The sequence below is a fragment of the Pseudomonas inefficax genome, assembly GCF_900277125.1.
Classification (GTDB): Bacteria; Pseudomonadota; Gammaproteobacteria; order Pseudomonadales; family Pseudomonadaceae; genus Aquipseudomonas; species Aquipseudomonas inefficax.
Genome location: NZ_OPYN01000221.1, coordinates 55,361 through 81,397, shown reverse-complemented (window position 1 = coordinate 81,397; position 26,037 = coordinate 55,361). Strand labels below are relative to the sequence as shown.

The 26,037-nt window shown below is 61.4% G+C and carries 23 protein-coding genes, 1 other RNA gene and 1 pseudogene; 12 read left to right on the top strand and 13 right to left on the bottom strand.

Going from position 1 to position 26,037, the window contains the following annotated elements:
- Positions 1-7 precede the first annotated feature (7 nt).
- Positions 8-133, bottom strand: a pseudogene (locus JV551A3_RS27505) (WYL domain-containing protein); the annotation flags it as partial.
- 326 nt (positions 134-459) lie between these two features.
- On the opposite strand from JV551A3_RS27505, the gene JV551A3_RS27500 reads away from it, so the two are divergent.
- On the top strand, positions 460-1,020 hold the full coding sequence (locus JV551A3_RS27500; RefSeq protein ID WP_133975574.1) for a hypothetical protein: 561 nt from the start codon (positions 460-462) through the stop codon (positions 1,018-1,020).
- A 136-nt stretch (positions 1,021-1,156) separates the two neighbouring features.
- Here JV551A3_RS27500 and JV551A3_RS27495 read toward each other — a convergent pair whose 3' ends face one another.
- The 9 genes from JV551A3_RS27495 to JV551A3_RS27450 form a co-directional block, all read right to left on the bottom strand.
- Entirely contained in the window at positions 1,157-1,363 is a 207-nt protein-coding gene (locus JV551A3_RS27495) for a co-regulatory protein PtrA N-terminal domain-containing protein (protein WP_133975572.1), read from the bottom strand.
- 262 nt (positions 1,364-1,625) lie between these two features.
- Positions 1,626-1,904: a DUF2790 domain-containing protein gene (locus JV551A3_RS27490; protein WP_133975570.1), complete on the bottom strand. Its 279-nt coding sequence runs from the start codon at positions 1,902-1,904 to the stop codon at positions 1,626-1,628.
- A 585-nt stretch (positions 1,905-2,489) separates the two neighbouring features.
- Positions 2,490-2,753 (bottom strand): DUF3077 domain-containing protein, encoded by a 264-nt coding sequence (locus JV551A3_RS27480; RefSeq protein WP_112253576.1) that lies wholly within the window; start codon positions 2,751-2,753, stop codon positions 2,490-2,492.
- Between the two features lie 23 nt (positions 2,754-2,776).
- Positions 2,777-3,019, bottom strand: coding sequence for a hypothetical protein (locus JV551A3_RS27475; protein WP_133975566.1), 243 nt, complete (start codon positions 3,017-3,019; stop codon positions 2,777-2,779).
- A 363-nt stretch (positions 3,020-3,382) separates the two neighbouring features.
- Positions 3,383-3,774: a transfer-messenger RNA gene (gene ssrA / locus JV551A3_RS27470) on the bottom strand.
- Positions 3,775-3,873: 99 nt separating this feature from the next.
- A complete protein-coding gene (locus JV551A3_RS27465; RefSeq protein WP_112249986.1) occupies positions 3,874-4,170 on the bottom strand; it encodes a hypothetical protein in 297 nt (98 codons plus the stop codon).
- A 214-nt stretch (positions 4,171-4,384) separates the two neighbouring features.
- On the bottom strand, positions 4,385-7,195 hold the full coding sequence (locus JV551A3_RS27460; protein ID WP_133975564.1) for an FAD-binding and (Fe-S)-binding domain-containing protein: 2,811 nt from the start codon (positions 7,193-7,195) through the stop codon (positions 4,385-4,387).
- A 75-nt stretch (positions 7,196-7,270) separates the two neighbouring features.
- Positions 7,271-8,416 carry an FMN-dependent L-lactate dehydrogenase LldD gene (gene lldD, locus JV551A3_RS27455; RefSeq protein ID WP_133975562.1) on the bottom strand — a complete coding sequence of 382 codons (1,146 nt, stop codon included), beginning with the start codon at positions 8,414-8,416 and terminating at the stop codon, positions 7,271-7,273.
- Between the two features lie 63 nt (positions 8,417-8,479).
- On the bottom strand, positions 8,480-10,150 hold the full coding sequence (locus JV551A3_RS27450) for a lactate permease LctP family transporter (RefSeq protein WP_015271872.1): 1,671 nt from the start codon (positions 10,148-10,150) through the stop codon (positions 8,480-8,482).
- A 256-nt stretch (positions 10,151-10,406) separates the two neighbouring features.
- On the opposite strand from JV551A3_RS27450, the gene JV551A3_RS27445 reads away from it, so the two are divergent.
- Positions 10,407-11,174, top strand: a complete 768-nt coding sequence (locus JV551A3_RS27445; RefSeq protein WP_013974301.1) for an FCD domain-containing protein — start codon at positions 10,407-10,409, stop codon at positions 11,172-11,174.
- Positions 11,175-11,309: 135 nt separating this feature from the next.
- Here the strand turns inward: JV551A3_RS27445 and smpB are convergent, their stop codons facing one another.
- Positions 11,310-11,792, bottom strand: a complete 483-nt coding sequence (smpB, locus tag JV551A3_RS27440; RefSeq protein WP_013974300.1) for an SsrA-binding protein SmpB — start codon at positions 11,790-11,792, stop codon at positions 11,310-11,312.
- Positions 11,793-11,955: 163 nt separating this feature from the next.
- Between smpB and JV551A3_RS27435 the strand changes: the two genes are divergently transcribed.
- The gene (locus JV551A3_RS27435) at positions 11,956-12,390 is read left to right on the top strand and encodes a type II toxin-antitoxin system RatA family toxin (protein WP_112249991.1); all 435 of its coding nucleotides are present in this window, start codon (positions 11,956-11,958) and stop codon (positions 12,388-12,390) included.
- 61 nt (positions 12,391-12,451) lie between these two features.
- Here JV551A3_RS27435 and JV551A3_RS27430 read toward each other — a convergent pair whose 3' ends face one another.
- Positions 12,452-12,985, bottom strand: a complete 534-nt coding sequence (locus JV551A3_RS27430; protein ID WP_112249993.1) for an outer membrane protein assembly factor BamE — start codon at positions 12,983-12,985, stop codon at positions 12,452-12,454.
- 97 nt (positions 12,986-13,082) lie between these two features.
- Here JV551A3_RS27430 and fur point away from each other — a divergent pair, with 97 nt between their 5' ends.
- Positions 13,083-13,487: a ferric iron uptake transcriptional regulator gene (fur, locus tag JV551A3_RS27425; protein ID WP_015271870.1), complete on the top strand. Its 405-nt coding sequence runs from the start codon at positions 13,083-13,085 to the stop codon at positions 13,485-13,487.
- Between the two features lie 171 nt (positions 13,488-13,658).
- On the opposite strand, the gene recN is transcribed toward fur, so the two are convergent.
- Positions 13,659-15,332 carry a DNA repair protein RecN gene (gene recN / locus JV551A3_RS27420; protein WP_112249995.1) on the bottom strand — a complete coding sequence of 558 codons (1,674 nt, stop codon included), beginning with the start codon at positions 15,330-15,332 and terminating at the stop codon, positions 13,659-13,661.
- Positions 15,333-15,521: 189 nt separating this feature from the next.
- Here recN and grpE point away from each other — a divergent pair, with 189 nt between their 5' ends.
- From grpE to JV551A3_RS27380, 8 genes are all read left to right on the top strand, one after another.
- A complete protein-coding gene (gene grpE / locus JV551A3_RS27415) occupies positions 15,522-16,079 on the top strand; it encodes a nucleotide exchange factor GrpE (protein ID WP_112249997.1) in 558 nt (185 codons plus the stop codon).
- 101 nt (positions 16,080-16,180) lie between these two features.
- On the top strand, positions 16,181-18,106 hold the full coding sequence (gene dnaK, locus JV551A3_RS27410) for a molecular chaperone DnaK (RefSeq protein WP_085625700.1): 1,926 nt from the start codon (positions 16,181-16,183) through the stop codon (positions 18,104-18,106).
- A gap of 196 nt (positions 18,107-18,302) precedes the next feature.
- Positions 18,303-19,427, top strand: coding sequence for a molecular chaperone DnaJ (dnaJ, locus tag JV551A3_RS27405; RefSeq protein ID WP_112250000.1), 1,125 nt, complete (start codon positions 18,303-18,305; stop codon positions 19,425-19,427).
- 13 nt (positions 19,428-19,440) lie between these two features.
- Positions 19,441-20,247, top strand: coding sequence for a 4-hydroxy-tetrahydrodipicolinate reductase (dapB, locus tag JV551A3_RS27400; RefSeq protein ID WP_112250001.1), 807 nt, complete (start codon positions 19,441-19,443; stop codon positions 20,245-20,247).
- A 327-nt stretch (positions 20,248-20,574) separates the two neighbouring features.
- Positions 20,575-21,711 carry a glutamine-hydrolyzing carbamoyl-phosphate synthase small subunit gene (gene carA, locus JV551A3_RS27395; RefSeq protein ID WP_133975560.1) on the top strand — a complete coding sequence of 379 codons (1,137 nt, stop codon included), beginning with the start codon at positions 20,575-20,577 and terminating at the stop codon, positions 21,709-21,711.
- A gap of 105 nt (positions 21,712-21,816) precedes the next feature.
- Positions 21,817-25,038, top strand: a complete 3,222-nt coding sequence (gene carB / locus JV551A3_RS27390) for a carbamoyl-phosphate synthase large subunit (RefSeq protein WP_112250004.1) — start codon at positions 21,817-21,819, stop codon at positions 25,036-25,038.
- The gene (gene greA / locus JV551A3_RS27385) at positions 25,035-25,517 is read left to right on the top strand and encodes a transcription elongation factor GreA (protein WP_085625697.1); all 483 of its coding nucleotides are present in this window, start codon (positions 25,035-25,037) and stop codon (positions 25,515-25,517) included. Before carB ends, greA begins: the two co-directional genes overlap by 4 nt.
- A complete protein-coding gene (locus tag JV551A3_RS27380; protein WP_133975558.1) occupies positions 25,495-25,935 on the top strand; it encodes an MFS transporter in 441 nt (146 codons plus the stop codon). The genes greA and JV551A3_RS27380 overlap by 23 nt, the downstream gene beginning before the upstream one ends.
- Positions 25,936-26,037: the final 102 nt, after the last annotated feature.

Here is a 26,037-nt window from a genome sequence, read left to right as displayed (position 1 = left end):
TCGACAATCAGTCATTCAACAGCCATGGCTTCAGTTCCTTGAGGTTGCTCACCACCAGCTGCTGCGCCTCGGGCAGTACTGCAAGGTTGCGGTGGTCGATCTGGTAGCGCTGCAATACGTACTTCAGCAGTGCCCATGGGATATGGAAAATCGGGAGCTACGCTCGGCACAGCGTGCCGACAAAGCGCACATCGCGCAGCTGCAAAGCAAGCTGGTGCTTTTGCAGAACCAGGTCTGCGCAGAAGAGTGGAAAGGGGAGGCATGAACACACTGGAACGGATCAAAGGCTGCGCTACTGACCTGGGTAGCTGAGATGCCTATAAAAAGTAGACCAATCCGTCAAGATACTGGCCCAGAGATTTTGAAACTTTATGTTGCAGATGGTAATAAGCATCATTAAGATTTGAAATCCAGGACGCAGGGAGAGCATTGTCCATATAAAAAGAAGGTCAAAAAAGAATGCTGAAAATGCTCCTCGTGTATGTTCACCTGCTCGCCACTTGTATTGCCCTCGGTAGGGTCTTGCTTGCCGATCACAAGCTTTGGAGTTGGCGCAAGGAAGCGCTGGATCAGGCAAAGCATGAGTACCTGGAAGAAACCAGGAAAATTGCCACCCTCGCGTTACTGGCTCTTTGGGGCAGTGGCCTGCTGTTGATACTTCAGGGATATCTTCTCGAAGGCGCGGCGTATTTGCTCAACCAGAAGCTCTGGGCCAAGGTTGCGGTTGTTGCGCTGCTGACATTGAACGGTGGTCTGTTACATCGCATCGGCTTCCCGTTGTTGCAGAAAGCCCCTTTCGTATTTTTACCGGGTTCCGACCGTGGTCGCCTTGCACTATTGGGGGCTTTCTCCATGAGTGGTTGGCTGTTCGCCGCTTTTCTGGGGGTGGCCCGAGCCTGGAACCATGTCATGCCATGCATGCATGTTATGGCAGTGTTCACGGCATTCGCTTTGCTGGCTTGTATCGTGGCGCTTGTGGTCGCCTGCGCGGCAGGTAGCATGGAAACTACGGCTTCATAGAGGCTGTGACGCAACTCAAGCGTCAATAGCACGAAACTTCCCGCAGTGCAGGAACCAGTCAGCGTTTTACTCTGACCTGCACCCTGTTGGCCGGAAAGCGCCTGCGATCCGACCAGGTGGAGGACGTTCCAACCGATCAGCCTTTGGCGTCATTGGCCGGCTTGGTTTTGCTTGCAGCTACAGCTGCTTCTGTTTTCTGTTTCTCTGCGAGCTGGAAGGCCTGCATCGAGGCCTTTCGGGCTGACTCCATGCGTGCGAAGGTCCGATCACCACCGCCGGAGGCCATCGCCAAAGAAGAAGCGGTAAGAGCGGCGGCAACGAAGAGAACTTTCATGTTTTTCATTTGCGTATCCTCAATTGAAACTTTTTAACTGCTCAGCATGATACTCAGCACGACTAGGTTGGAGTTTGCTGTTGTTGATGGTGGCTGGAGTTCGGTTACTTATATGTGTTGGTGCTCTGCAAAAGGCAATAGAGGTTGTCTCGAATGACTTTTGATCATTCGATCATGTCCATTTCAGGTAACGGAAATATCATCTGCACCGGGTGCCCATGAATTTCGACTTGCGTTTATGGCGAGGCTTGTAACTTTGACTTTGCTCGGATCAGGCCACGCTAGCAGGAGCGGCGGGGCTTCCACCCCATTCGAGGAAGCGGATTTTATGAATTTCGCCCTTGCTGTCTTCATACACAACGGTCACCGGCACCACGCCGGTCTTGGCTGATGTATCGGTGCGTTGCAATACCCGTTTCACATCGATGTTCATACCATAATGGTATTCGACAGCAGGAACATGCGCGCCGGAGTCTTGCAGGCTGCTATGGTCAAAGACACTTGGTGCGAGACTGGAAATCAACGCACTTACAATTGTGGCCATGCTCATAAGGCTGTACCTCTACTGAAGTTCGCTCGACAAGGACCTAATCTGACACGCCGGAAAAGTGAAGTTCACTTCACCAAGACGAACGCGCTTGGTTGAAACGCCTGTAGTGGCAAAAAACTCCCAGCAATTCCCCGTGCCTGACACATTTTGACCATTCGTCCTTTGCCCCCCGTATCTGTTGGTTCAAGTCCGTTTTTGAGGTTGGCCGAGCACGGGAGAGGGTAGTGTGGTGTTCAGCGCATCATGCCGAGTTCGGCATCCGGCAAGCCGGGTTTTCATGGGGCTGCACACAACTCAGTGATTTGGCGGGGTCCTGTGGGAGCGGGTTTGCCCGCGAACACCGGCGCAGCCGGTGCCATACACCGCGTTGCCTTCTTCGCGGGCTTGCCCGCTCCCACAGGTACTTGCGCTGGCTTTGAGTTTACACGGTACCTGTGGGAGCGGCCGTGGCCGCGAACACCGGCGTAGCCGGTGCCATGCAGCGCGTTGGATTCTTCGCGGGTAAACCCGCTCCCACAGGGTAATGAGCAAACTCTTTTTGTGAGCTCGGTGCTCCGCGCGACAGCGCAACTCACGGTATGGTGGCTAACGCATCATGCCCAGCTCGGCGTCATCCAGCAGTGCTTTACCTAAGGCGCAAAGGTAATGTGCGGCCCAAATCAGTTTCGGCTTGTCTTCCATCAGGCCGTCGATGGTCAGGTCCCGGGCATAGCCCATCAGTTCCGAAGCTTGCTCGCGGGCGTTCTGGCAGGGGATGCCGGGCTCGATGCGGAACAGCGGGTGCGTCTGGTTTTCACCCTGGTAGAAGATGGTTTTACCGACGGTGCATTTAGTGTCTTCGGTGGTCATTGATCGATCTCCCTGGTGGTGAATCAGTGCACGGCTTGCGGGTCCGCTGGCTTGTGTATGTGTGCCAGCGCTGACTCGAGAAGTTTGCGCAGGGCTTCAAGCTCGTGCATCGACGCCATGATCAACAATGACGTCGGCGATCGCGGCTGCATCAGCATTGCCTGCTGGGCTACGGCTTCGGCACAGAGCGCGTAGTCCGAGGCCAGCATGATGGTGTCTTCGAGGGAAAGGAGATGGTGGGGCGGGTCGGGTACTATCTTCAACATGATTGCTTCCATTTCAGGGCCGTCACCCTCTGCTGTCAAACAGAAGGGTGGCAGCTGTACGCGGGTTGACAGACCGGCGGAAACAACAAGTTCCGGCGCACGCAAGCGTGCCCGCACGTACAGCCGCCATAACGACGAGCCGTTTGTTGTTTACCGTCGCGACCTGTCAAAGTCATGCCGTTGATGAGCAACGACCCGACGAGACTAAAACTCTGAAAAAACGACCGCAACGGAAAACAGGCGCTGGGAGTATCTTTGGGAAACGCCCTACACGAAAGGGGCAAAATCTGATTTTCTGAGCTTGCACACCCCAAAATTCAGACACAAAAAAAGACGCCCGAGGGCGTCTTCTTCTTTGGGATTTGGTGGAGCCGGGGGGATTTGAACCCCCGTCCGCCAGTACTCCGCTGTCGGTACTACATGCTTAGCCGTGTCTACTGAGTTAATCCGCAGCCGCCCGACGGGCAGGGTGCTTTGGACGAGTTGGGTAAGTTTTAGTCGCTTTGCCCCCAACGTGCTACACGACGATCCTGTTCTGTATGACAATCATTTCGGGTTTACAGGCATCCCCTGATGATTGCTGGAGCCGAAGCTACCAGGAGAGCGGGCTCAGCTGCTTACGCAGCGAGAGCGTAGCCCTCGTAGTTTTCGTCATTGGCAACTATAGAAAGTTGCAACAGTGGATTTACGAGTTCTGTTACCAACTCGGCATGCACCTAGAGTTTCGCTACCGGCGTCGAATCCTAATCGGCCCCACACTAGCTCTTGGCTAACGCACCTTACGGCACGTGATGCGGAGTATACGCCATTGTGCGGGCGACGTCGACTGCCGGCCCGGTCGCCCGCTTTTGGGCTCACGCGCCGCTACCGCCACCGCTGGTGCCGCTGCCTTTTTCGGTTTTTTCCAGGCGCTCCAGCACTTTGCTGGTGATGGCGATGCATTCCTTGGTGTCGCCCGATGCCTGGGCTGCCTTGGCTTTGTCGACTTGCTCGGTGATGGCTTTGTCCAGGCCTTCGGAGGTGGCGCCGGCGGTGGCCATGCTGTCGTCGATCTTTTGCAGGTTGGTGGTGCACAGGTCTTCGGCGGCAAACACCGGGGAAGCCAGCAGAGTCGCGGCCGCGAACAGGGCCGAAAGCGCGGTACCTTTCATGGGAGTCTCCTTCTGGGCCTCTGGAAGGTGGGCCTGTAAGGGTGGACTGTGGGGGATTGGCGGGGGTTCAATCGGGATGGTGAAGGGGGGGAATGATGGAGGGGATGGCACCGGCTTTGCCGGTGTTCGCGGGTGAACCCGCTCCCACATGAAATTGGGTTAGCTCGGGGTATGCGCTGAACAGGAGGGAGCGGGCATGCCCGCTCCCACAGGGTCAGATGCTGCGGGGGCGGGTGACGCGGTCGACCAGGTAGACCAGGCCGTGATAGTCGATGCCGCTGTGGCTGCTCAGGCCGATCTCGCACGTGCGGCTGGTGGAGATGCCTTCGCTGCAATACTGCACCGCATCCTTCAGGCTACGCAGCGAGTGGGCGTTGAGTTCGGGGGTGGTGAAGCCTTTGTCGCCGGCGAAGCCGCAACAATGGATGCCTTCCGGGATAACCACCTGCTTGCTGCAGCGCCGCGCCAGGTCTATCAGCGCCTGGCTTTCGCCCAGGTGCTGGGTGCTGCAGGTCACGTGCACGGCAACCGGCTCGTCTTGGGGAGTGAACTCCAGTCGATCGACCAGGTGGGTGCGGATGAAGCGCACCGGGTCGTACAGGTCCAGCCGCGTGTCGCTCAGGTCCTGTACCAGGCGCAGGGTGCAGGGGCTGGTGTCGCAGTAGATTGGGTCGAGGCCGCCGCGGCTGGCATGCAACAGCGCGGCGATCAGTTCCTGGCGCTTGTGTTCGGCCTGCTCGGGGTAGCCCTTGGAGGCGAACGGCTGGCCACAGCACAGGCTGTCGGCATTGTCAGGGAAGACCACCTGATAGCCGGCCTTTTCCAGCAGGGCACGGGTTTTGTCCAGCAACGAGCTCTGCTCGCGGTCGGCATAGGCCGGGCCCATCACCCGCGAGACGCAGGCGGCCAGGTACACCACGCGCGGGCGGGCATCGTTGCTGGCCGGGCCGAAGTCCAGTGGGCGCAAGGGTTGTGGCATCGCCGGGGTCCACTGCGGCAAGCGGCCTTTGCTGGCTTTGTTCAGCGAGGCGCTCAGGCGGCCCAGGCGTGGGGCGCCGAGCAGCTTGCGTGCGGTGTTGGCGGCGGTCAGGGTCAGGCGCGCGCCACCCAGGGCGGTGTGGAAGTGTTCGGCCAGCCAGTCGGCGGTCTTTTCGTGCTCGGCAGCCTGGCTGCGCAGTTTTTTCACCAGTTCGCCGGTGTTGATGCCGACCGGGCAGCGCTGAGCGCACAGGCCGGTCGCGGCGCAGGTGTCGATGCCTTGGTACTGGTAGGTCTGGCGCAGTTGGCGGGTATCGATGCCGGCGCGCTGCTTGGCCTGGATGTCACGCCACATGACGATGCGCTGGCGCGGGCTGAGGGTCAGCCCTTTGGACGGACACACTGGTTCGCAGAAGCCGCATTCGATGCACTTGTCGACGATCTCGTCGGCAGCGGGCAGCGGCTTGAGGTTTTTCAAGTGGATGTCCGGGTCTTCGCTCAGCACCACGTCTGGGTTAAGAATGCCGTTGGGGTCGAGCAGGCGCTTGAGCTTCCACATCAGCTGGTAGGCGTCATGGCCCCACTCCAGCTCCACGAACGGCGCCATGTTGCGCCCGGTGCCGTGTTCCGCCTTTAGCGAACCGCCGAACTCCACTGCCACCAGTTGCGCCACATCGTCCATGAAGGCCTGGTAGCGGGCGACTTCCTCGGCGCTGTTGAAGCCCTGGGTGAAGACAAAATGCAGGTTGCCTTCCAGGGCGTGGCCGAAAATGATCGCTTCGTCGTAGCGGTGCTTGTCGAACAGCTGGATCAGGCGGTTGACGCCTTCTGCCAGTTGCTCGACGGGGAAGGTGACGTCTTCGATGATGACTGTGGTGCCGGTCTGGCGCACGGCGCCGACGGCGGGGAAGGTGTCCTTGCGGATTTTCCACAGCTGGTTGTACACGGCCGGGTCTTCGCTGAAGTCCACCTGCTGCTCAAGTGGGAAGTCGGCGATCGAAGCCATCACTTGTTGCAGCTGTTCATGCAGCAGGCTCTGGCTGGCGGCGCGGGACTCGATCAGCAGGGCGCAGGCATTGTCCGACAGGCCTTTTACCCACAGCGGCATGCCGGGCATGTTCTGCACCGAGCGCAGGCTGCGGCGGTCGAGCAGCTCCACGGCCGAGACCGGCTGGCGCTTGAGCACGGTCACCGCACGGCAGCAGCTTTCCACGCTGGGGAACACCAGCAGCGCGCTGGCCTTGTGCGGGTGGTCGGGCACCGTGTCGTAGGTGACGGCACTGATGAAACCCAGGGTGCCTTCGGAACCGACCAGCAGGTGCTGAAGGATATCCAGGGGTTGGTCGTAATCCACCAGCGCATTCAGCGACAGGCCGGTAGTGTTCTTCAGCCGGTATTTGTGCCGGATGCGCTCGGCCAGGGCGGTGTTGGCGCGTGTTTCACGGCCCAGGCTGGCCAACGACTCCAACAGGTCGGCATGGCTGGCTTCAAAAGCGGCAACGCTGGCCGGGTCTTCGCTGTCCAGGCGGGTGCCATCGGCCAGCACCAGGCGCAGGCCGGCCAGGGTGTGGTAGGTGTTTTGCGCGGTACCGCAGCACATGCCGCTGGCATTGTTGGCGACGATGCCGCCGATCTTGCAAGCATTGATCGACGCCGGGTCGGGGCCGATCTTGCGCCCGAAGGGGGCCAGCCAGGCATTGGCCTGGGCGCCTATGACGCCGGGCTGCAGGCGGATCTGCTCGCCTTGGCCGCGGATTTCGCGGCCGTTCCAGTTATCGCCCAGCACGATCAGTACCGAGTCGCTGATGGCCTGGCCGGACAGGCTGGTACCGGCGGCGCGGAAGGTGACCGGCACCCGCTCGCGCTGGGCCAGTTTGATCAGGCCGACCACTTCGTCCTCGGACTCGACGCGTACCACCAGCTTGGGGACCAGCCGGTAGAAACTGGCGTCGGTGCCAAAGGCCAGGGTGGAGGTCGGGTCGTCGAAGCGGCGTTCGGCGGGGATCAGGCGCTCGGCATCACGCAGGAATGCGGCGGGCAGGCTCATGCAGTCTCCTCGCGGGGCTGTGGCGTCTGTGCGCCACATGCCCCGGGTCAATCAGGCGGTCGTTCTTGCGGGCGCTCAGGCGCCCAGTTCGCGTACCAGCGAGTCGCGGGTGATTTCGCTGATCGACTTGGCGCCGGTCAGCACCATCGCTACGCGCATTTCCTTCTCGAACAGCTCCAGCAGGTTCTTCACCCCGGCCTGGCCGTGCACGGCAAGGGCGTAGAGGAAGGCGCGGCCGATCAGTACGGTATCGGCGCCCAGGGCGATCATGCGCACCACATCGAGGCCGCTGCGGATGCCGGAGTCGGCAAGGATCTTCAGCTCCCCTTTGACCGCGTCGGCAATCGCCGGCAGGGCGCGGGCGCTGGACAGCACGCCGTCGAGCTGGCGGCCGCCGTGGTTGGACACGACGATGCCGTCGGCGCCAAAGCGGACAGCATCGCGGGCGTCATCGGCATCAAGGATGCCCTTGATGATCATCGGGCCGTCCCAGAAGTCGCGAATCCATTCCAGGTCTTTCCAGGAAATCGACGGGTCGAAGTTGTTGGCCAGCCAGCCGATGTAGTCGGCAAGGCCCGTGGGGTTGCCACGGTAGGTGGAAATGTTGCCCAGGTCGTGTGGGCGCCCCATAACGCCGACATCCCACGCCCACTCGGGGTGGGTCATGGCTTGCAGCACGCGGCGCAGCGGGCCGTTCTTGCCGCTCATGCCGGAGTGGGCGTCGCGGTAGCGGGCGCCGGGTGTCGGCATGTCGACGGTGAACACCAGGGTCTTGACCCCGGCGGCCTTGGCCCGCTCCAGGGCGTTGCGCATGAAGCCGCGGTCCTTGAGCACGTACAGCTGGAACCACATTGGCCGGTTGATCGCCGGTGCGACTTCTTCGATCGGGCACACCGACACCGTCGACATGGTGAACGGAATGCCGTGGGCCGCCGCCGCGCGCGCTGCCTGCACTTCGCCACGGCGGGCGTACATGCCGGTGAGGCCGACCGGGGCCAGGGCCACCGGCATGCTCAGGGTTTCGTCGAACAGCTTGGTCTCGAGGCTGAGCTCGGACATGTTCTTCAGCACGCGCTGACGCAGGGCAATGCTGGCCAGGTCCGAGACGTTGTGGCGCAGGGTGTGCTCGGCGTAGGCGCCGCCATCGGCATAGTGAAACAGGAAGGGAGGCAGCTTGCGTTGGGCCGCGGCGCGATAGTCGGTAGAGGCAGAAATGATCATGGATTCTCGCAGCGTTGCTTGTGGGGATTGCCGGGCGCGCCATGGCGCCCGGCCCCTTTCACTTTAGTGATGAACCAGCATGCCGGTCAGCCAGTAGGCCTGGATCAGGGTGATCAGGCCGACGATGGTGGCGAAGAACAGGCTGTGCTTGACGGTGAAGCGGAACAGGTCGGATTCCTTGCCGACCAGGCCGGTGGCGGCGCAGGCCACGGCGATCGACTGCGGCGAGATCATCTTGCCGGTCACGCCGCCGCTGGTGTTGGCTGCTACCAGCAGGGTGTCGTTGACCCCGATCTGGTGCGCGGTAGTGGCCTGCAGCGAGCTGAACAGGGCGTTGGACGAGGTGTCGGAACCGGTCAGGAACACACCCAGCCAGCCGAGGAACGGCGAGAAGAACGGGAACGCGGCACCGGTACCGGCCAGCACCAGGGCCATGGTCGAGGACATGCCCGAGTAGTTGGTGACGAAGGCGAAGGCCAGCACCATGCCGATCGACAGGATCGGCCAGCGCAGTTCCCAGAAGGTTTCCTTGAAAGTGGTCAGACCAGTTTTGAAGTTGATCTTCAGCACGGCCATGGAGATCAGTGCCGAGAGGAAGATCGCGGTGCCGGTGGCAGAGATCGGGTCGAGCTTGAACACCGCTGGCATGGCGGTTGGCGCAGCGACGATCGGCGCGGTCTTGATTACCAGTTGGTCGAGGTGCGGGATGGCGAAGTTGAACACGAAGTTGTACATCGCGCCGCCTGGGGCGAAGGCCGCCTTGAACGGCTTCAGGGTCCAGATGGTGACCAGCACGGTGAGGATCAGGAACGGCGACCAGGCCTTGAAGATCTCGCCAAAGCTGTAGGGGCTTGGCTGGCTGCCGCTTGGCTGAACCACGGCAGCGCCGACGCTGCCTTTGGCTTCGGCGAACGAACGTTTTGGCTGCCAGACTTTCAGGAACAGGGTCAGGGCGATCAGGCTGGCCAGGGCCGAGGTGATGTCCGGCAGCTCCGGGCCGATGAAGTTCGAGGTGAAGTACTGGGTAACGGCGAAGCTCAGGCCGGCGACCAGGGCGGCAGGCCAGGTTTCTTTCACGCCACGCAGGCCGTCCATCATGAACACCAGCCAGAACGGCACGAACAGCGACAGCAGCGGCAGTTGGCGACCGGTCATGGCGCCGATGTGGAAGGCGTCAATGCCGGTGACCTGGCCGGCCACGATGATCGGGATGCCCAGGGCGCCGAAGGCCACTGGCGCGGTGTTGGCGATAAGGCACAGGCCGGCGGCGTACAGCGGGTTGAAGCCCAGGCCCACCAGCAGCGCGGCAGTGATTGCCACCGGTGCGCCGAAGCCCGCCGCACCTTCCAGGAAGGCACCGAAGCAGAAGCCGATCAGCAGCACTTGCAGGCGCTGGTCGTCGGTAATCGACAGTACCGAGCTGCGGATCACTTCGAACTGGCCGCTCTTGACCGTGAGTTTGTACAGGAACACCGCGGCAACGATGATCCAGGCAATCGGCCAGAGGCCGTACAGGAAGCCATAACCCGCGGCGGCGAATGCCATGTCGACAGGCATCTGGAAGGCGAAGATCGCCACCAGGATCGACAATGCGAGGGTGATGCTGCCGGCCACGTGGCCTTTGAGGCGGAACACGGCGAGGGCAAGGAAGAAGAAGACGATGGGAATGACCGCCGCCAGTGCGGACAGGCCAAGACTACCAAGCGGGCTATAGATTTGTTGCCAGGTTTGCATATGGGGTGGCCCCTAATTGTTGTTGGTCAGGCACTGGCATTGGATAATTGGTAAGACCAATTTACAATGGCTGGGCGCTAGGTTAAAAGCGTCTTCGTGGGTGTGTCAATTTGTCCCGTGCAAAACTTTGGTCGCGTGCCGATGAGCGGGCGCCTGATGAGCTGGGAAAATCGTCGCCTGATGGGTGTTTGCGTGACCTGGATCGGCGAGAATAGGCGCCCCCCTGAAATTGCCGGGGGTTTGTGGAGAGCATGTGATGGTTTTTGATCAGGTCCGCCAACGGCGCCTGTCCGACGACATCGTCGATCGGTTGGAAGGGATGATTCTGGAAGGCACGCTGACCTCGGGGCAGCGGCTGCCGGCCGAGCGCGTCCTTGCCGAGCAGTTCGGCGTGTCCCGCCCGTCACTGCGTGAGGCGATCCAGAAGCTGGTGGCCAAGGGGCTGTTGGTCAGCCGCCAGGGTGGGGGCAATTTTGTTGCAGAGTCTCTGGGGTCCACTTTCAGCGACCCGTTGCTGCAGCTGCTAGAGCACAGTGCCGAGGCGCAGCGTGACTTGCTCGAGTTTCGCCATACCCTGGAGGCGTCCTGCGCCTACTACGCGGCCCAGCGCGCCACCCAGCCGGACCGCGCGCGGCTCAAGGCGGCCTTCGATGCGCTGCAGGACTGCTATGCCAGGGCTGACGAAGTGACCCGGGCGGAGGAGGGCGCGGCCGATGCGCGCTTCCACCTGGCGATTGCCGAGGCCAGCCATAATGCCGTGCTGCTGCACACCATTCGGGGCTTGTTCGACCTGCTCAAGCGCAACGTGGTAACCAACATTGGCGGCATGTACCAGCAACGGACCGAGACCCGGGACATGCTGATCAGCCAGCACCGGGAGCTGTACCTGGCGATAGTCGAGGGCCGGGCAGAGGATGCTCGGGAAGTTTCCAGCCGGCACATTCTGTATGTGCAGGAGGTGCTGGAAGAGGCGCACGAAGAAGCGCAGCGAGTGGCGCGGGCGGAGCGGCGTAGCGGGCGTTGAGATTTGTGCTGGCAGTGCTGGCCTCTTCGCGGGTAAACCCGCTCCCACAGAGATTGCACCGGATCTGAACTCAGTGTTAATCCTGTGGGAGCGGGTTTACCCGCGAAGAGGCCAGAACAGGCAAAAGAAGAGCTATTACTCTTCCTTGCCCTTGTTCCGCACAGCCCGCTGCAGCTCGCGGTTGGAATCACGCTCGCGCATGGTGTCGCGCTTGTCGAATTCCTTCTTGCCCTTGCCCAGTGCGATTTCGCACTTGATCAGGTGCTTGCTCCAGTACAGCGCCAGGGCCACGCAGGTGTAGCCCTTTTGCGCCACGGCCGCTTCCAGGCGCTCAAGCTCGCGCTTGTTCAGCAGCAGCTTGCGGGTGCGGATGGGGTCGGCGATGACGTGGGTGCTGGCCGTGGTCAGCGGGGTGATGTGGCTGCCGAACAGCCAGGCCTCACCGTCCTTCAGCAGCACGTAGCTGTCAGTCAGGTGAGCCTTGCCGGCTCGCAGGCTTTTTACTTCCCAGCCGGACAGGACCAGCCCGGCCTCGAACTTGTGTTCGATGAAGTAATCGTGTCGCGCTTTCTTGTTCTGCGCGATGGTCCCGGTCGGATGTTTTTTTTGCTTAGCCATAGGGGCGGCATTATAGGCAAGTCGGCGCGTCGTCCGCTATGGGATTTCGGTGTGCTTGAGCCACTGCAATGAATACCGGACAATACCGACGCTGTCATAGCTACAGAAAATGTTTTCGGCGCGCTGCGAAGCAACGCCACCCAGCCCTGGAAGTGACGCCTGGATGACTACCCATATTCAACGCTCCGCCCTGCTGCCATACCCCGCCCAGGCGCTGTATGACCTGGTCAATGATGTCGCCAGCTACCCGGAATTTCTGCCTTGGTGCTCCGATTCCACGGTGTTGGAAGCCAGCGACACGCACATGCGCGCCAAGCTCGAAGTGGCCAAGGGTGGCATGAGCCAGCACTTCGTCACGCGCAACGTGCTGGTGCCGGGGCAGTCCATCGAGATGAACCTGGAAGAGGGGCCGTTCACCCAGCTGCATGGTTTGTGGGTGTTCAAACCGTTGGGTGACAAGGCCTGCAAAATCAGCCTGGACCTGTCGTTCGACTATGCTGGCCCGCTGGTGCGCGCCACTCTGGGCCCGCTGTTCAACCAGGCGGCGAACACGCTGGTGGATGCGTTCTGCCAGCGCGCCAAGCAGCTGAATACCTGACTGAAAAAGCGGCAACAAAAAGCCCGGACCAGGTCCGGGCTTTTTTGTATCTGCTCGCCGCTTATTGAGGCGAGGTTTCCAGCGGAGCCGGAGTCGGGACCGGGGTGGTCTCGATGGTGTCGATCTCGCGCTGGATGGATTCTTCCACCGAGCCTGGCTTGGCCGGTTTTTCTTCAGGCTGCACGGTTGGCTGCTCTGGCTGGTTGGCCGGGCTGACCGTGGTGTCGCTGCTGCCACCGAGGATTTCCTGGTCGCGGCTGACGCCTGGCATGAAGTCGCCAGACAGGCTGACCAACTGGTCGCTTTCGTTGAAGAACACGCTCATGCGTTCTTGCTGGCGTTTGCCGCCGCCTGGCTGCAGGCTGTACAGGTAATCCCAACGGTTGGTGTTGAAGGTGTCCTGGATCAGCGGGTTACCCATGATAAACCTTACTTGCCGGCGGGTCATTCCGGGGCGCAATTGGTCTATCATGTCTTGCGTAACGACATTGCCCTGCTGGATGTCGATTTTGTAAACCCCGGGAAACGAGCAACCGGCGAGTGCGAGCAGTCCCGCGAGGGCGAGGCTGTTTAGCAAGAGCTTGGTGTTTTGCATCGGTGGGCGACTTCCACTATCTTGGCTGGACAACGTAAACCCCGATCATACCCGTATTAAGAGAAGCTGCGAAGCAGCATCGGCGAGAAAGCTGACCATGGTTGAAAATAGCGAATTGCGCAAAGCCGGTCTCAAGGTGACCCTGCCTCGAGTCAAGATCCTTCAGATGCTCGACTCCACCGAGCAGCGTCACATGAGCGCCGAGGATGTCTACAAGGCGCTGATGGAGGCTGGCGAGGACGTGGGCCTGGCCACCGTCTATCGCGTACTGACCCAGTTCGAAGCGGCGGGTCTGGTGGTTCGCCACAACTTCGACGGCGGTCATGCGGTGTTCGAACTGGCCGATGGCGGTCACCACGACCATATGGTCAACGTGGAGACCAGTGAAGTCATCGAGTTCATGGATGCCGAAATCGAGAAGCGCCAGCGCGAAATCGTGGCCGAGCATGGCTACGAGCTGGTGGACCACAATCTGGTCCTGTACGTGCGTAAAAAGAAGTAACGATTTAATCGTTATGGATGGCAAAGGCGACCTTCGGGTCGCCTTTGTGCTTTCTGGGGCTGGGAGGTGTGTCGTTTGTTTCGGCCTCTTCGCGGGTAAGCCCGCTCCCACAGGTACTGCGAATATCCTGTGGGAGCGGGTTTACCGCGAATGGCCCTGAAAAATGAGGGCTCAGGCCTTGCCGCTCACTACCATCTTGCGCGCATGCGCCAGGGATTCCTTGGTCAGGTCGATGCCGCCCAGCATCCGCGCCACTTCCTCCACCCGCTCGCGTTTGCCCAGGCTGGCCACGGCGGTGTGGGTAGTGTCGCTATTGCGCACCTTGTGCACGAACAGATGATGATGCCCTTGCGCCGCCACCTGCGGCAGGTGGGTTACCGTCAGCACCTGGCCGCGCTCGCCCAGGCGGCGTAGCAGTTGGCCGACGATTTCGGCAGTAGGCCCGCCGATACCGACATCGACTTCGTCGAATACCAGGGTGGGAATGCGCGAGGTCTGCGCGGTAATCACCTGGATCGCCAGGCTGATGCGCGACAGTTCACCACCCGAAGCGACCTTGGCCAGGCCTTTGAGCGGTTGACCGGGGTTGGCGCTGACCAGTAGCTCGATCTGCTCCAGGCCATGCGGGGACAGGTCTGCGCTTTCGTTGGGGGTGAGCGCGATGCAGAAGCGCCCGCCGGGCATGCCCAGGCGCTGGATTTCCTGTTCGACGGCCACCGCCAGCTGCTGCGCGGCCTGCTGGCGCAGGGCACTGAGCTCGCGGGCCTTCTCCTGGTAATGCTGGGCGAAGGCAGCCAGCTCTTCACCCAGCTGCTCGATCGACTCGTCACTGGCGTTCAGGCTTTCCAGCTCTTCCATCAACTGCTGCTGCAGGTGGGGCAGTTCGGCCGGGTGCACACGGTGCTTGCGCGCCAGCGTATAGATAGTGTCGAGGCGTTCTTCCAGCGCCTGCAGGCGCATGGGGTCGGCGTCGAAGTTGTCGAGGAAACGGTTGAGCTCGCCCACGGCTTCCTCGACCTGGATCTGCGCACTTGCGATCAGGTTGGCCGCTTCGCCCAATGCCTTCGGCGAGTTGGTGGCGGCGCCCAGGCGGTTGAGGCTGGAGGTGAGGGCGCTGAGCACGTTGCCCGAATCGCTTTCGCTGCACTGGTCGATGACCTGGCGGCAGATGGCGAACAGCGCTTCGGCGCTGGTCAGGTTCTTGTGTTCCTGCTCCAGCTGCTCCAGCTCGTGTTCGCCCAGGCCGAGGTTGTCCAGCTCCTCCAGCTGATAGCTCAGCAGCTGATGGCGAGCACGTTGCTCGTCACCGGAGTTGGACAGGCGTTCCAGTTCCAGGCGGGTCTGGTTCCAGCGCTTGGCGGCCAGCTGCACCTGGCGAGCCAGGTCGACGGCACCGGCATACTCGTCAAGCAGGCGGCGGTGGGTGTCGGTCTTGAGCAGCGACTGGTGCTCATGCTGGCTGTGAATGTCAATCAGCAGCTCGCCGAGCGCCTTGAGGTCGCCAAGCGGGCAGGGCGTGCCATTGATGTAGCCGCGGCTGCGGCCTTCGGCGGTGATCACCCGGCGCAGGATGCACGGGCCGTCGTTGTCCAGGTCGCGCTCGGCCAGCCAGGTATGCGCTTCGGGGATGTCCACCAGGTCGAAGGTGGCGAGGATGTCTGCCTTGTCCGTACCAGGGCGCACCACGCCGCTGTCGGCCCGGTCACCCAGGGCCAGGCCGAGGGCGTCGAGCATGATCGATTTGCCGGCGCCGGTCTCGCCGGTGATGACGGACATGCCACGGGCGATCTCGAGGTCGAGGTGCTCGACGATGGCGTAGTTGTGAATGGACAGGTGCACCAGCATGGGGCCGCTCCCGAAAGTCAGGTCTGGTTATTTATACAGTACTTTTTTCAGGCCTGCCAATGCCCCTCGGCAGATTCTGTTCGGTGCGGAAAGCACCTTGCCCCTTGAAGCTGGTTTTTCCGGCCCCATATAGCCGACATCCAAGGCGAGCCTGGCTCGCAGTCCAGAAAATTGCGCAGGAGAGACCCCATGGCTGACGAGCAGCTGAACGAAAAAGACCTTAACGTTGAAGAAACCGGTGCAGAAACCACTGCTGACGCCCGTGTTCTGGAACTCGAGGAACAGCTGGCCGCCGCCAAGGACCAGTCGCTGCGCGCCGTTGCCGACTTGCAGAACGTGCGCCGTCGCGCCGAGCAGGATGTCGAGAAAGCCCACAAGTTCGCCCTGGAGAAGTTCTCCAGCGACCTGCTGCCGGTGATCGACAGCCTGGAACTGGCCCTGGCCCATTCGAGTGCCGAAGACGAGCACGTCAAGCAGATCCGCGAAGGTGTCGAGCTGACCCTGAAGATGTTCCAGGACACCCTCAAGCGCTACAACCTCGAAGCGGTCGACCCGCATGGCCAGCCGTTCAACCCTGAGCACCATCAGGCCATGGCCATGCAGGAAAACGCCGAAGTAGAGCCGAACAGCGTACTGAACGTGTTCCAGAAGGGCTACCTGCTCAATGGCCGCCTGCTGCGCCCCGCCATGGTGGTGGTCAGCAAGGCGCCGAGCGCGCCACAACCCTCGATCAATGAGAAGGCTTGAAATCCTCCGGGGCATCCCCATCTAGGTGTCAAGCGTTCAAGTATTACCGCAGTTGGCCAAAGTAGTCGCTGCTACCAAATTCAAGTTTCGGGAGAGTTAACATGGGCAAAATCATCGGTATCGACCTGGGGACCACCAACTCGTGCGTCTCCGTTCTGGAAAACGGTAACGTCAAGGTCATCGAAAACGCCGAAGGCGCGCGTACTACCCCTTCGATCGTGGCCTACGCCAACGACGGCGAAATCCTGGTCGGTCAGTCGGCCAAGCGCCAGGCTGTCACCAACCCGCACAACACCCTGTTCGCAGTGAAGCGCCTGATCGGCCGCCGCTTCGAAGAAGACGTCGTGCAGAAAGACATCAAGCTGGTGCCATACAAGATCGTCAAGGCCGGGAACGGCGACGCCTGGGTACAGGCCAGCGGCAAGGACATGGCGCCGCCGCAGATCAGCGCCGAAGTGCTGAAGAAAATGAAGAAAACCGCCGAAGACTACCTCGGCGAGCCAGTTACCGAAGCGGTCATCACCGTTCCGGCCTACTTCAACGACAGCCAGCGTCAGGCCACCAAGGATGCCGGTCGCATCGCTGGCCTGGACGTAAAGCGCATCATCAACGAGCCGACTGCCGCTGCACTGGCTTACGGCATGGACAAGGCCAAGGGCGACCACACTGTCATCGTTTATGACCTGGGTGGCGGTACCTTCGACGTTTCGGTCATCGAAATCGCCGAAGTCGACGGTGAGCACCAGTTCGAAGTACTGGCTACCAACGGCGACACCTTCCTGGGTGGCGAAGACTTCGACATGCGCCTGATCGACTACCTCGTCGACGAGTTCAAGAAAGAGTCCGGCATGGACCTGAAGAACGATCCGCTGGCACTGCAGCGTCTGAAAGAAGCCGCTGAAAAGGCCAAGATCGAACTGTCCTCCGCTCAGTCGACCGACGTGAACCTGCCGTACATCACTGCAGACGCTACCGGTCCGAAGCACCTGAACGTGAAGATTTCCCGCGCCAAGCTGGAGTCGCTGGTCGAAGACCTGGTTGCCCGTACCATCGAGCCTTGCCGCATCGCTCTGAAGGACGCCGGCATCGATGCCAGCAAGATCGACGACGTGATCCTGGTCGGTGGCCAGACCCGTATGCCGCTGGTGCAGAAAGCCGTTGCCGATTTCTTCGGTAAAGAAGCGCGCAAGGACGTCAACCCGGACGAAGCCGTGGCCATGGGTGCTGCCATCCAGGGTGCGGTACTGGCTGGTGACGTGAAAGACGTACTGCTGCTGGACGTCAGCCCGCTGACCCTGGGTATCGAAACCATGGGTGGCGTGATGACTTCGCTGATCGAGAAGAACACCACCATCCCGACCAAGAAGTCGCAGGTGTTCTCGACTGCCGACGACAACCAGGGTGCCGTGACCATTCACGTGCTGCAGGGTGAGCGCAAGCAGGCTGCCCAGAACAAGTCGCTGGGCAAGTTCGACCTGGCTGACATTCCGCCGGCTCCACGTGGCGTGCCGCAGATCGAAGTAACCTTCGACATCGACGCCAACGGCATCCTGCATGTCAGCGCCAAGGACAAGGCCACCGGCAAGTCGCAGTCGATCGTGATCAAGGCCAACTCCGGCCTGTCGGACGAAGAGATCGAGCGCATGGTGCGTGACGCCGAGGCCAACGCCGAGGAAGACCGCAAGTTCGAAGAACTGGCCGCTGCCCGTAACCAGGGTGATGCGCTGGTTCACTCGACCCGCAAGATGGTCGCTGACGCTGGTGACAAGGTTACCGCTGAAGAGAAAACTGCCATCGAGGCTGCCGTTGTTGCCCTGGAAGCCGCTGTCAAAGGCGACGACAAGGCTGCCATCGATGCCAAGGTCGAAGAGCTGTCCAAGGTCTCGGCACCGGTTGCCCAGAAGATGTACGCCGAGCAGTCGGCCGAACAGCCTCAGGGTGGCGCGCAGCAGGCCGAGCCGGAAGCCAAGCACGATGACGTGGTTGACGCCGAGTTCGAAGAAGTGAAAGACAACAACAAGCAGTAATCCCTGCATGTTGTCGGCCAGTTCACCGTCGTTTGGCGGTGAGCTGGTAGGATGTCACCGCGCGGGGGCTTGCTCCCGCGTTGGCGTATCTGGAATTCGAGAATTTTTACAGCATCTGTCAGTCGCCCTGTGGGCAAAAGGCAGGTGCTGATGGCGCGGCGCAGATGCCAGACGCCCAACAAGGTGCAAATGACCTATGTCCAAGCGTGATTATTATGAGGTTCTGGGTGTCGAGCGCGGCGCCAGCGAAGCTGACCTCAAGAAGGCTTACCGCCGCCTGGCGATGAAGTACCACCCGGACCGCAACCCGGGCGACAAAGAGTCGGAAGACAAGTTCAAGGAGGCCAACGAGGCCTACGAAGTGCTGTCCGATGCCAGCAAGCGTGCTGCGTTCGACCAGTACGGTCATGCCGGCGTGGACCCGAGCATGGGTGGCGGTGGTGCCGGTTTCGGCGGTGCCAACTTCTCCGACATCTTCGGCGATGTGTTCAGCGACTTCTTCGGTGGCGGTCGCGGTGGCGGCCGTGGCGGTGCCCAACGCGGCAGCGACCTGCGCTACACCCTCGAGCTGAACCTGGAAGAGGCGGTGCGCGGCACCACGGTCAGCATTCGCGTGCCAACGCTGGTCAACTGCCAGCCATGCGACGGCTCAGGTGCCAAGAAGGGCTCGACCCCGTCCACCTGCCCGACTTGCGGTGGTATCGGCCAGGTGCGCATGCAGCAGGGCTTCTTCTCGGTACAGCAAACCTGCCCGCGCTGCCACGGCCAGGGCAAGATCATTACCGACCCCTGCACCTCGTGCCACGGCGAAGGCCGTGTCGAGGAGTACAAGACGCTGTCGGTCAAGGTGCCGGCGGGTGTCGATACCGGCGACCGCATTCGCCTGTCGGGCGAGGGCGAGGCGGGGACCCATGGTGGCCCGACTGGCGACCTGTATGTGGTGATCAACGTGCGCGAGCACGAGATCTTCCAGCGTGATGGCAAGCACCTGTACTGCGAAGTACCGATCAGCTACACCGACGCCGCCCTGGGTGGCGAGCTGGAAGTGCCGACCCTCGATGGTCGGGTGAAGCTGAAGATCCCGGAAGGCACCCAGACCGGCAAGCAGTTCCGCCTGCGCGGCAAGGGTGTTGCCCCGGTGCGCGGTGGTGGTGCGGGTGACCTGCTGTGCCGTGTGGCGGTGGAAACTCCGGTCAATCTCAGCCGTCGTCAGCGCGAGTTGCTCGAAGAGCTGCGTGATTCGCTGGAAGGCGATAGCTCCCACTCGCCCAAGGCCAGTGGCTGGTTCGATGGCGTGAAGCGCTTCTTCGGCGATCTCTGACAAGGAAATGGCTATGCGACGTATTGCAGTGATGGGCGCGGCAGGGCGAATGGGCAAGACCCTCGTCGAAGCCGTGCAGCAACAGGCACCTCAGGCAGGCCTGACGGCAGCGATCGACCGCCCGGACAGCACGCTGGTGGGGGCTGATGCCGGTGAGCTGGCAGCCCTGGGCCGTATTGGTGTGCCGATTTCCGACGACCTGGCCAAGGTGGTCGACGAGTTCGACGTGCTGATCGACTTCACCCACCCTTCGGTGACCCTGAAGAACCTGGCATTCTGCCGCAAGGCGGGCAAGGCCATGGTCATCGGCACAACCGGCTTCACTCCGGAAGAGAAGCAGCAACTGGCCGAAGCCGGCAAGGAAATCCCGATCGTCTTCGCTGCCAACTTCAGCGTCGGCGTCAACCTGTGCCTGAAGCTGCTGGATACCGCGGCGCGCGTGCTGGGTGACGATGTGGATATCGAAATCCTCGAAGCGCACCACCGGCACAAGGTCGATGCGCCGTCGGGCACCGCGCTGCGCATGGGTGAAGTGGTTGCCCAGGCGCTGGGCCGTAACCTGCAGGAAGTGGCCGTGTACGGCCGTGAAGGGCAGACCGGTGCGCGTGAACGCCAGACCATTGGCTTCGCCACCGTGCGTGCCGGTGATGTGGTGGGTGACCATACCGTGCTGTTCGCCGCCGAAGGCGAGCGCGTCGAGATTACCCACAAGGCTTCCAGCCGCATGACCTTCGCCAAGGGCGCCGTGCGTGCGGCGCTGTGGCTGGACGGGCGCGAGCCTGGGTTGTATGACATGCAGGATGTGCTCGAACTGCGCTGATCCGTTGGAGCGGTGCTGGCTTCTTCGCGGGTGAACCCGCTCCCACAGGAATTATGCAGGGCTCAGGCTTTGCGCGGTCCCTGTGGGAGCGGGTTTACCCGCGAAGAGGCCGCCGCCAATGTCAGCCTGTCGCATTCATGTGTTTTAGAGACACATCTACGGTAGACCGAAAACGCACTTTTCTGTAAGCTACAGCTTTAGTGTGTCCACTAAAAGCGCGCAGCGAATTGAATTCAGCACATGAAAGCGGGGTGACGTGTCCATACGTCACTCCGCTTTTTTGCAACCTGCGATCGCCCTTTCATGCTTGATTTACGGGAGGTCTTCTTGACAAAGCCAGCCATACTCGCCCTTGCCGACGGCAGTATTTTCCGCGGTGAAGCTATCGGTGCCGACGGTCAGACCGTTGGTGAGGTGGTATTCAACACCGCTATGACCGGCTACCAGGAAATCCTTACAGACCCTTCCTACGCGCAGCAAATCGTTACCCTGACCTACCCGCACATCGGCAACACCGGTACCACTCCGGAAGATGCCGAGTCGAACCGTGTCTGGTCCGCTGGCCTGGTCATCCGTGACCTGCCGCTGCTGGCCAGCAACTGGCGTAACACCCAGTCGCTGCCTGAGTACCTCAAGGCCAACAACGTCGTCGCCATCGCCGGCATCGACACCCGTCGCCTGACCCGAATCCTGCGTGAAAAGGGCGCTCAGAACGGTTGCATCCTCGCCGGTGACAACATCAGCGAAGAAGCTGCCATCGCCGCTGCTCGCGCCTTCCCGGGCCTGAAGGGCATGGACCTGGCCAAGGTCGTTTCCACCAAGGAACGCTACGAGTGGCGCTCCAGTGTGTGGGAGCTGAAGACCGACAGCCACCCGACCATCGAAGCCGCTGACCTGCCTTACCACGTGGTCGCCTTCGACTACGGTGTCAAGCTGAACATCCTGCGCATGCTGGTTGCCCGTGGCTGCCGCGTGACCGTTGTACCAGCCCAGACCCCGGCCAGCGAAGTACTGGCACTCAACCCGGACGGCGTGTTCCTGTCCAACGGCCCTGGTGACCCCGAGCCGTGCGACTACGCCATCCAGGCGATCAAGGAAATCCTCGAGACCGAGATCCCGGTATTCGGCATCTGCCTCGGCCACCAGCTGCTGGCCCTGGCTTCCGGCGCCAAGACCGTGAAAATGGGCCACGGCCACCACGGTGCCAACCACCCGGTCCAGGACCTGGACACCGGCGTGGTCATGATCACCAGCCAGAACCACGGCTTTGCCGTTGACGAGGCCACCCTGCCGGGCAACGTCCGCGCCATCCACAAGTCGCTGTTCGACGGCACCCTGCAGGGTATCGAGCGTACCGACAAGAGCGCGTTCAGCTTCCAGGGCCACCCTGAAGCGAGCCCAGGCCCGACTGACGTCGCGCCACTGTTCGATCGTTTCACCGATGCCATGGCCAAGCGCCGCTGAGCATCCTGCTTCAAGGCCCCGGGCCGGCTTGCGCCGCGCCCGGAAGCGCCTGACCCAGATTGTTCAAAGCGGCTTGCCGACTGACCCCGGATTTGAGTGACAACCATGCCAAAACGTACAGATATCAAAAGCATCCTGATTCTCGGCGCTGGCCCGATCGTGATCGGCCAGGCCTGCGAATTCGACTACTCCGGCGCCCAGGCCTGTAAAGCCCTGCGCGAGGAAGGTTTCCGCGTCATCCTGGTGAACTCCAACCCGGCCACCATCATGACCGACCCGGCCATGGCCGACGCCACCTACATCGAGCCGATCAAGTGGCAGTCGGTGGCCAAGATCATCGAGAAAGAGCGCCCGGACGCCGTCCTGCCGACCATGGGTGGCCAGACCGCACTGAACTGCGCCCTGGACCTCGAGCGCCACGGCGTTCTGGAAAAGTTCGGCGTAGAGATGATCGGTGCCAACGCCGACACCATCGACAAGGCTGAAGACCGTTCGCGCTTCGACAAGGCCATGAAGGATATCGGCCTGGAGTGCCCGCGCTCCGGTATCGCCCACAGCATGGAAGAGGCCTATGCGGTCCTCGAGAAGCTCGGCTTCCCGTGCATCATCCGCCCGTCGTTCACCATGGGCGGCACTGGCGGTGGTATCGCCTACAACCGTGAAGAATTCGAAGAAATCTGCACCCGTGGTCTGGACCTGTCGCCGACCAAGGAACTGCTGATCGACGAATCGCTGATCGGTTGGAAAGAATACGAGATGGAAGTGGTCCGCGACAAAAAGGACAACTGCATCATCGTCTGCTCGATCGAGAACTTCGACCCGATGGGCGTGCACACCGGTGACTCGATCACTGTTGCCCCGGCGCAGACCCTCACCGACAAGGAATACCAGATCATGCGCAACGCCTCGCTGGCGGTGCTGCGTGAAATCGGTGTGGAAACCGGCGGTTCCAACGTGCAGTTCGGTATCTGCCCGAACACCGGTCGCATGGTCGTGATCGAGATGAACCCGCGTGTTTCGCGTTCCTCGGCGCTGGCTTCCAAGGCTACCGGCTTCCCGATCGCCAAGATCGCCGCCAAGCTGGCCATCGGTTACACCCTCGACGAACTGCAGAACGACATCACCGGCGGTCGTACCCCGGCATCCTTCGAGCCGTCGATCGACTACGTCGTCACCAAGCTGCCACGCTTCGCCTTCGAGAAATTCCCGAAAGCCGACGCCCGCCTGACCACCCAGATGAAATCCGTGGGTGAAGTCATGGCCATCGGCCGTACCTTCCAGGAGTCCCTGCAGAAAGCCCTGCGCGGCCTGGAAGTAGGCGCGTGCGGTCTCGACCCGAAAGTCGACCTGGCCAGCCCGGAAGCTTCCAGCATCCTCAAGCGCGAGCTTACCGTGCCAGGTGCCGAGCGTATCTGGTACGTCGCCGACGCCATGCGTTCGGGCATGACCTGCGAAGAAATCTTCAATCTGACCGGCATCGACATGTGGTTCCTGGTGCAGATGGAAGACCTGATCAAGGAAGAAGAGAAGGTCAAGACCCTGGCCCTGTCGTCGATTGACAAGGACTACATGCTGCGCCTCAAGCGCAAGGGCTTCTCTGACCAGCGCCTGGCCAAGCTGCTGGGTATCACCGACAAGAACCTGCGTCGTCACCGCCACAAGCTGGAAGTGTTCCCGGTGTACAAGCGCGTCGATACCTGCGCTGCCGAATTCGCCACCGACACCGCCTACCTGTACTCCACCTATGAGGAAGAGTGCGAGGCCAACCCGTCGACCCGCGACAAGATCATGATCCTGGGTGGCGGCCCTAACCGTATCGGCCAGGGTATCGAGTTCGACTACTGCTGCGTACACGCCGCACTGGCGCTGCGTGAAGACGGTTACGAGACCATCATGGTCAACTGCAACCCGGAAACCGTCTCCACCGACTACGACACCTCCGACCGCCTGTACTTCGAGCCGCTGACCCTGGAAGACGTGCTGGAAGTGTGCCGCGTCGAGAAGCCGAAAGGCGTGATCGTCCACTACGGCGGCCAGACCCCGCTGAAGCTGGCCCGTGCCCTGGAAGAAGCCGGCGTACCGATCATCGGTACCAGCCCGGACGCCATCGACCGCGCCGAAGACCGCGAGCGCTTCCAGCAGATGGTGCAGCGCCTGAACCTGCTGCAGCCGCCAAACGCTACCGTGCGCAGCGAAGAAGAAGCCATCAGCGCTGCTGGCGGTATCGGCTACCCGCTGGTCGTGCGTCCGTCCTACGTACTGGGCGGTCGTGCCATGGAAATCGTCTACGAGCTGGACGAGCTCAAGCGCTACCTGCGCGAAGCCGTACAGGTGTCCAACGACAGCCCGGTACTGCTCGACCACTTCCTCAACTGCGCCATCGAGATGGACGTGGATGCGGTGTGCGACGGCACCGACGTGGTAATCGGCGCGATCATGCAGCACATCGAGCAGGCCGGCGTTCACTCCGGTGACTCGGCGTGCTCGCTGCCACCTTACTCGCTGAGCAAGGAAGTACAGGACGAAGTCCGCGTACAGGTCAAGAAAATGGCCCTGGAGCTGGGCGTGGTCGGCCTGATGAACGTGCAGCTGGCCTTGCAGGGCGACAAGATCTACGTGATCGAAGTCAACCCGCGCGCTTCGCGTACCGTGCCATTCGTGTCCAAGTGCATCGGCACTTCCCTGGCGATGATCGCGGCCCGCGTCATGGCTGGCAAAACCCTGAAAGAGCTGGGCTTCACTCAGGAAATCATCCCGAACTTCTACAGCGTCAAGGAAGCCGTCTTCCCGTTCGCCAAGTTCCCTGGGGTTGACCCGATCCTCGGCCCTGAGATGAAATCCACCGGTGAAGTCATGGGTGTCGGTGACAGCTTCGGTGAAGCCTTCGCCAAGGCCCAGATGGGAGCCAGCGAAGTGCTGCCGACCGGCGGTACCGCGTTCATCAGCGTGCGTGACGACGACAAGCCGCAAGTGGCTGGCGTTGCCCGCGACCTGATCGCCCTGGGCTTCGAAGTGGTTGCAACTGCCGGCACTGCCAAGGTTATCGAGGCGGCCGGCTTGAAAGTGCGCCGTGTGAACAAGGTGACCGAAGGTCGCCCGCACGTGGTCGACATGATCAAGAACGACGAAGTGTCGCTGATCATCAACACTACCGAAGGCCGCCAGTCGATCGCCGATTCCTACTCGATTCGTCGCAATGCGCTGCAGCACAAGATTTACTGCACCACTACCATTGCGGCCGGTGAAGCCATCTGCGAGGCGCTGAAATTTGGTCCGGAAAAGACCGTTCGCCGCCTGCAGGATCTGCACGCAGGATTGAAAGCATGAGCATTACCAAGTACCCGATGACCGTCCAGGGCGCTCGCGCCCTGGAAGAGGAGCTGCTGTTCCTGAGCAAGACCGAGCGTCCGCGCCTGAGCCAGGCTATTGGCGAAGCGCGCGAACTGGGTGACCTGAAGGAAAACGCCGAATACCACGCTGCTCGTGAAGAGCAGGGCATGGTCGAGGCGCGTATCCGCGATATCGAAGGTCGCCTGCAGAACTCGGTGGTGATCGACGTGACCACCATCGCTCACACCGGCAAGGTGATTTTTGGCACTACCGTGGTGCTGGCGAACACCGAAACCGATGATGAAGTGACCTATCAGATCGTTGGCGAAGATGAAGCCGATGTGAAGAAAGGCAAGCTGTCGAGCAGCGCGCCGATCGCCCGTGCCATCATTGGCAAGGAAGAAGGGGATACCGTTGTCGTGAAGACGCCAAACGGTACGGTCGAGTACGAGATTGTCGAAGTCAAACACATCTGACCGGCGCCTGCGGGCGCCATCCCTCGAGGGGATCCTCTGGCAGCTGGCCCAGGTTTTCTGGGTCGGTGGCCTGTGGGTGTTCCACGTGGGGCTGGTGCCTGCGCTCAAGGTCAGTGGCCTGGCACCGCTTCTGGTACAGGACATCGCCGGGCAGATCGACCGCTGGTTGATCGGTGTGGCGATGCTTGGCTTGCTTATCCAGTTGGTCGTGCTGGCCAAAGTGGACGGCCTGCCGGCCTGGTGGCGGCAGTTCCGGGGGCAGATGCTATTGCTCGGCCTTGGCGCCTGCGTGGGGTATTACACCTTGCGCTACGGTATTTCCGTGGGCGAGCGCTGGCAGATGTTCTGCTTTCTGGTACTGGGCTTTTCCGGCATCGTGCTGGTGGCCCAGCCGGTTCCGGTCAGGGCCCGTCGCTAGCCCAGGCGGCCGCATTCCTTGTGGGAGCGGCCTTGTGTCGCGAAAGGGCTGCAAAGCAGCCCCAGCAATATCTGCCAAATGCTGATATCCGGGGCCGCTTTG

What these genes read in the sequence shown, in the direction of transcription:
- JV551A3_RS27500 (WP_133975574.1), top strand. Translation starts at nt 460, where the DNA reads ATGCTGAAAATGCTCCTCGTGTATGTTCACCTGCTCGCCACTTGTATT.
- JV551A3_RS27495 (WP_133975572.1), bottom strand. Translation starts at nt 1,363, where the DNA reads ATGAAAAACATGAAAGTTCTCTTCGTTGCCGCCGCTCTTACCGCTTCT.
- JV551A3_RS27490 (WP_133975570.1), bottom strand. Translation starts at nt 1,904, where the DNA reads ATGAGCATGGCCACAATTGTAAGTGCGTTGATTTCCAGTCTCGCACCA.
- JV551A3_RS27480 (WP_112253576.1), bottom strand. Translation starts at nt 2,753, where the DNA reads ATGACCACCGAAGACACTAAATGCACCGTCGGTAAAACCATCTTCTAC.
- JV551A3_RS27475 (WP_133975566.1), bottom strand. Translation starts at nt 3,019, where the DNA reads ATGTTGAAGATAGTACCCGACCCGCCCCACCATCTCCTTTCCCTCGAA.
- JV551A3_RS27465 (WP_112249986.1), bottom strand. Translation starts at nt 4,170, where the DNA reads ATGAAAGGTACCGCGCTTTCGGCCCTGTTCGCGGCCGCGACTCTGCTG.
- JV551A3_RS27460 (WP_133975564.1), bottom strand. Translation starts at nt 7,195, where the DNA reads ATGAGCCTGCCCGCCGCATTCCTGCGTGATGCCGAGCGCCTGATCCCC.
- lldD (WP_133975562.1), bottom strand. Translation starts at nt 8,416, where the DNA reads ATGATCATTTCTGCCTCTACCGACTATCGCGCCGCGGCCCAACGCAAG.
- JV551A3_RS27450 (WP_015271872.1), bottom strand. Translation starts at nt 10,150, where the DNA reads ATGCAAACCTGGCAACAAATCTATAGCCCGCTTGGTAGTCTTGGCCTG.
- JV551A3_RS27445 (WP_013974301.1), top strand. Translation starts at nt 10,407, where the DNA reads ATGGTTTTTGATCAGGTCCGCCAACGGCGCCTGTCCGACGACATCGTC.
- smpB (WP_013974300.1), bottom strand. Translation starts at nt 11,792, where the DNA reads ATGGCTAAGCAAAAAAAACATCCGACCGGGACCATCGCGCAGAACAAG.
- JV551A3_RS27435 (WP_112249991.1), top strand. Translation starts at nt 11,956, where the DNA reads ATGACTACCCATATTCAACGCTCCGCCCTGCTGCCATACCCCGCCCAG.
- JV551A3_RS27430 (WP_112249993.1), bottom strand. Translation starts at nt 12,985, where the DNA reads ATGCAAAACACCAAGCTCTTGCTAAACAGCCTCGCCCTCGCGGGACTG.
- fur (WP_015271870.1), top strand. Translation starts at nt 13,083, where the DNA reads ATGGTTGAAAATAGCGAATTGCGCAAAGCCGGTCTCAAGGTGACCCTG.
- recN (WP_112249995.1), bottom strand. Translation starts at nt 15,332, where the DNA reads ATGCTGGTGCACCTGTCCATTCACAACTACGCCATCGTCGAGCACCTC.
- grpE (WP_112249997.1), top strand. Translation starts at nt 15,522, where the DNA reads ATGGCTGACGAGCAGCTGAACGAAAAAGACCTTAACGTTGAAGAAACC.
- dnaK (WP_085625700.1), top strand. Translation starts at nt 16,181, where the DNA reads ATGGGCAAAATCATCGGTATCGACCTGGGGACCACCAACTCGTGCGTC.
- dnaJ (WP_112250000.1), top strand. Translation starts at nt 18,303, where the DNA reads ATGTCCAAGCGTGATTATTATGAGGTTCTGGGTGTCGAGCGCGGCGCC.
- dapB (WP_112250001.1), top strand. Translation starts at nt 19,441, where the DNA reads ATGCGACGTATTGCAGTGATGGGCGCGGCAGGGCGAATGGGCAAGACC.
- carB (WP_112250004.1), top strand. Translation starts at nt 21,817, where the DNA reads ATGCCAAAACGTACAGATATCAAAAGCATCCTGATTCTCGGCGCTGGC.
- greA (WP_085625697.1), top strand. Translation starts at nt 25,035, where the DNA reads ATGAGCATTACCAAGTACCCGATGACCGTCCAGGGCGCTCGCGCCCTG.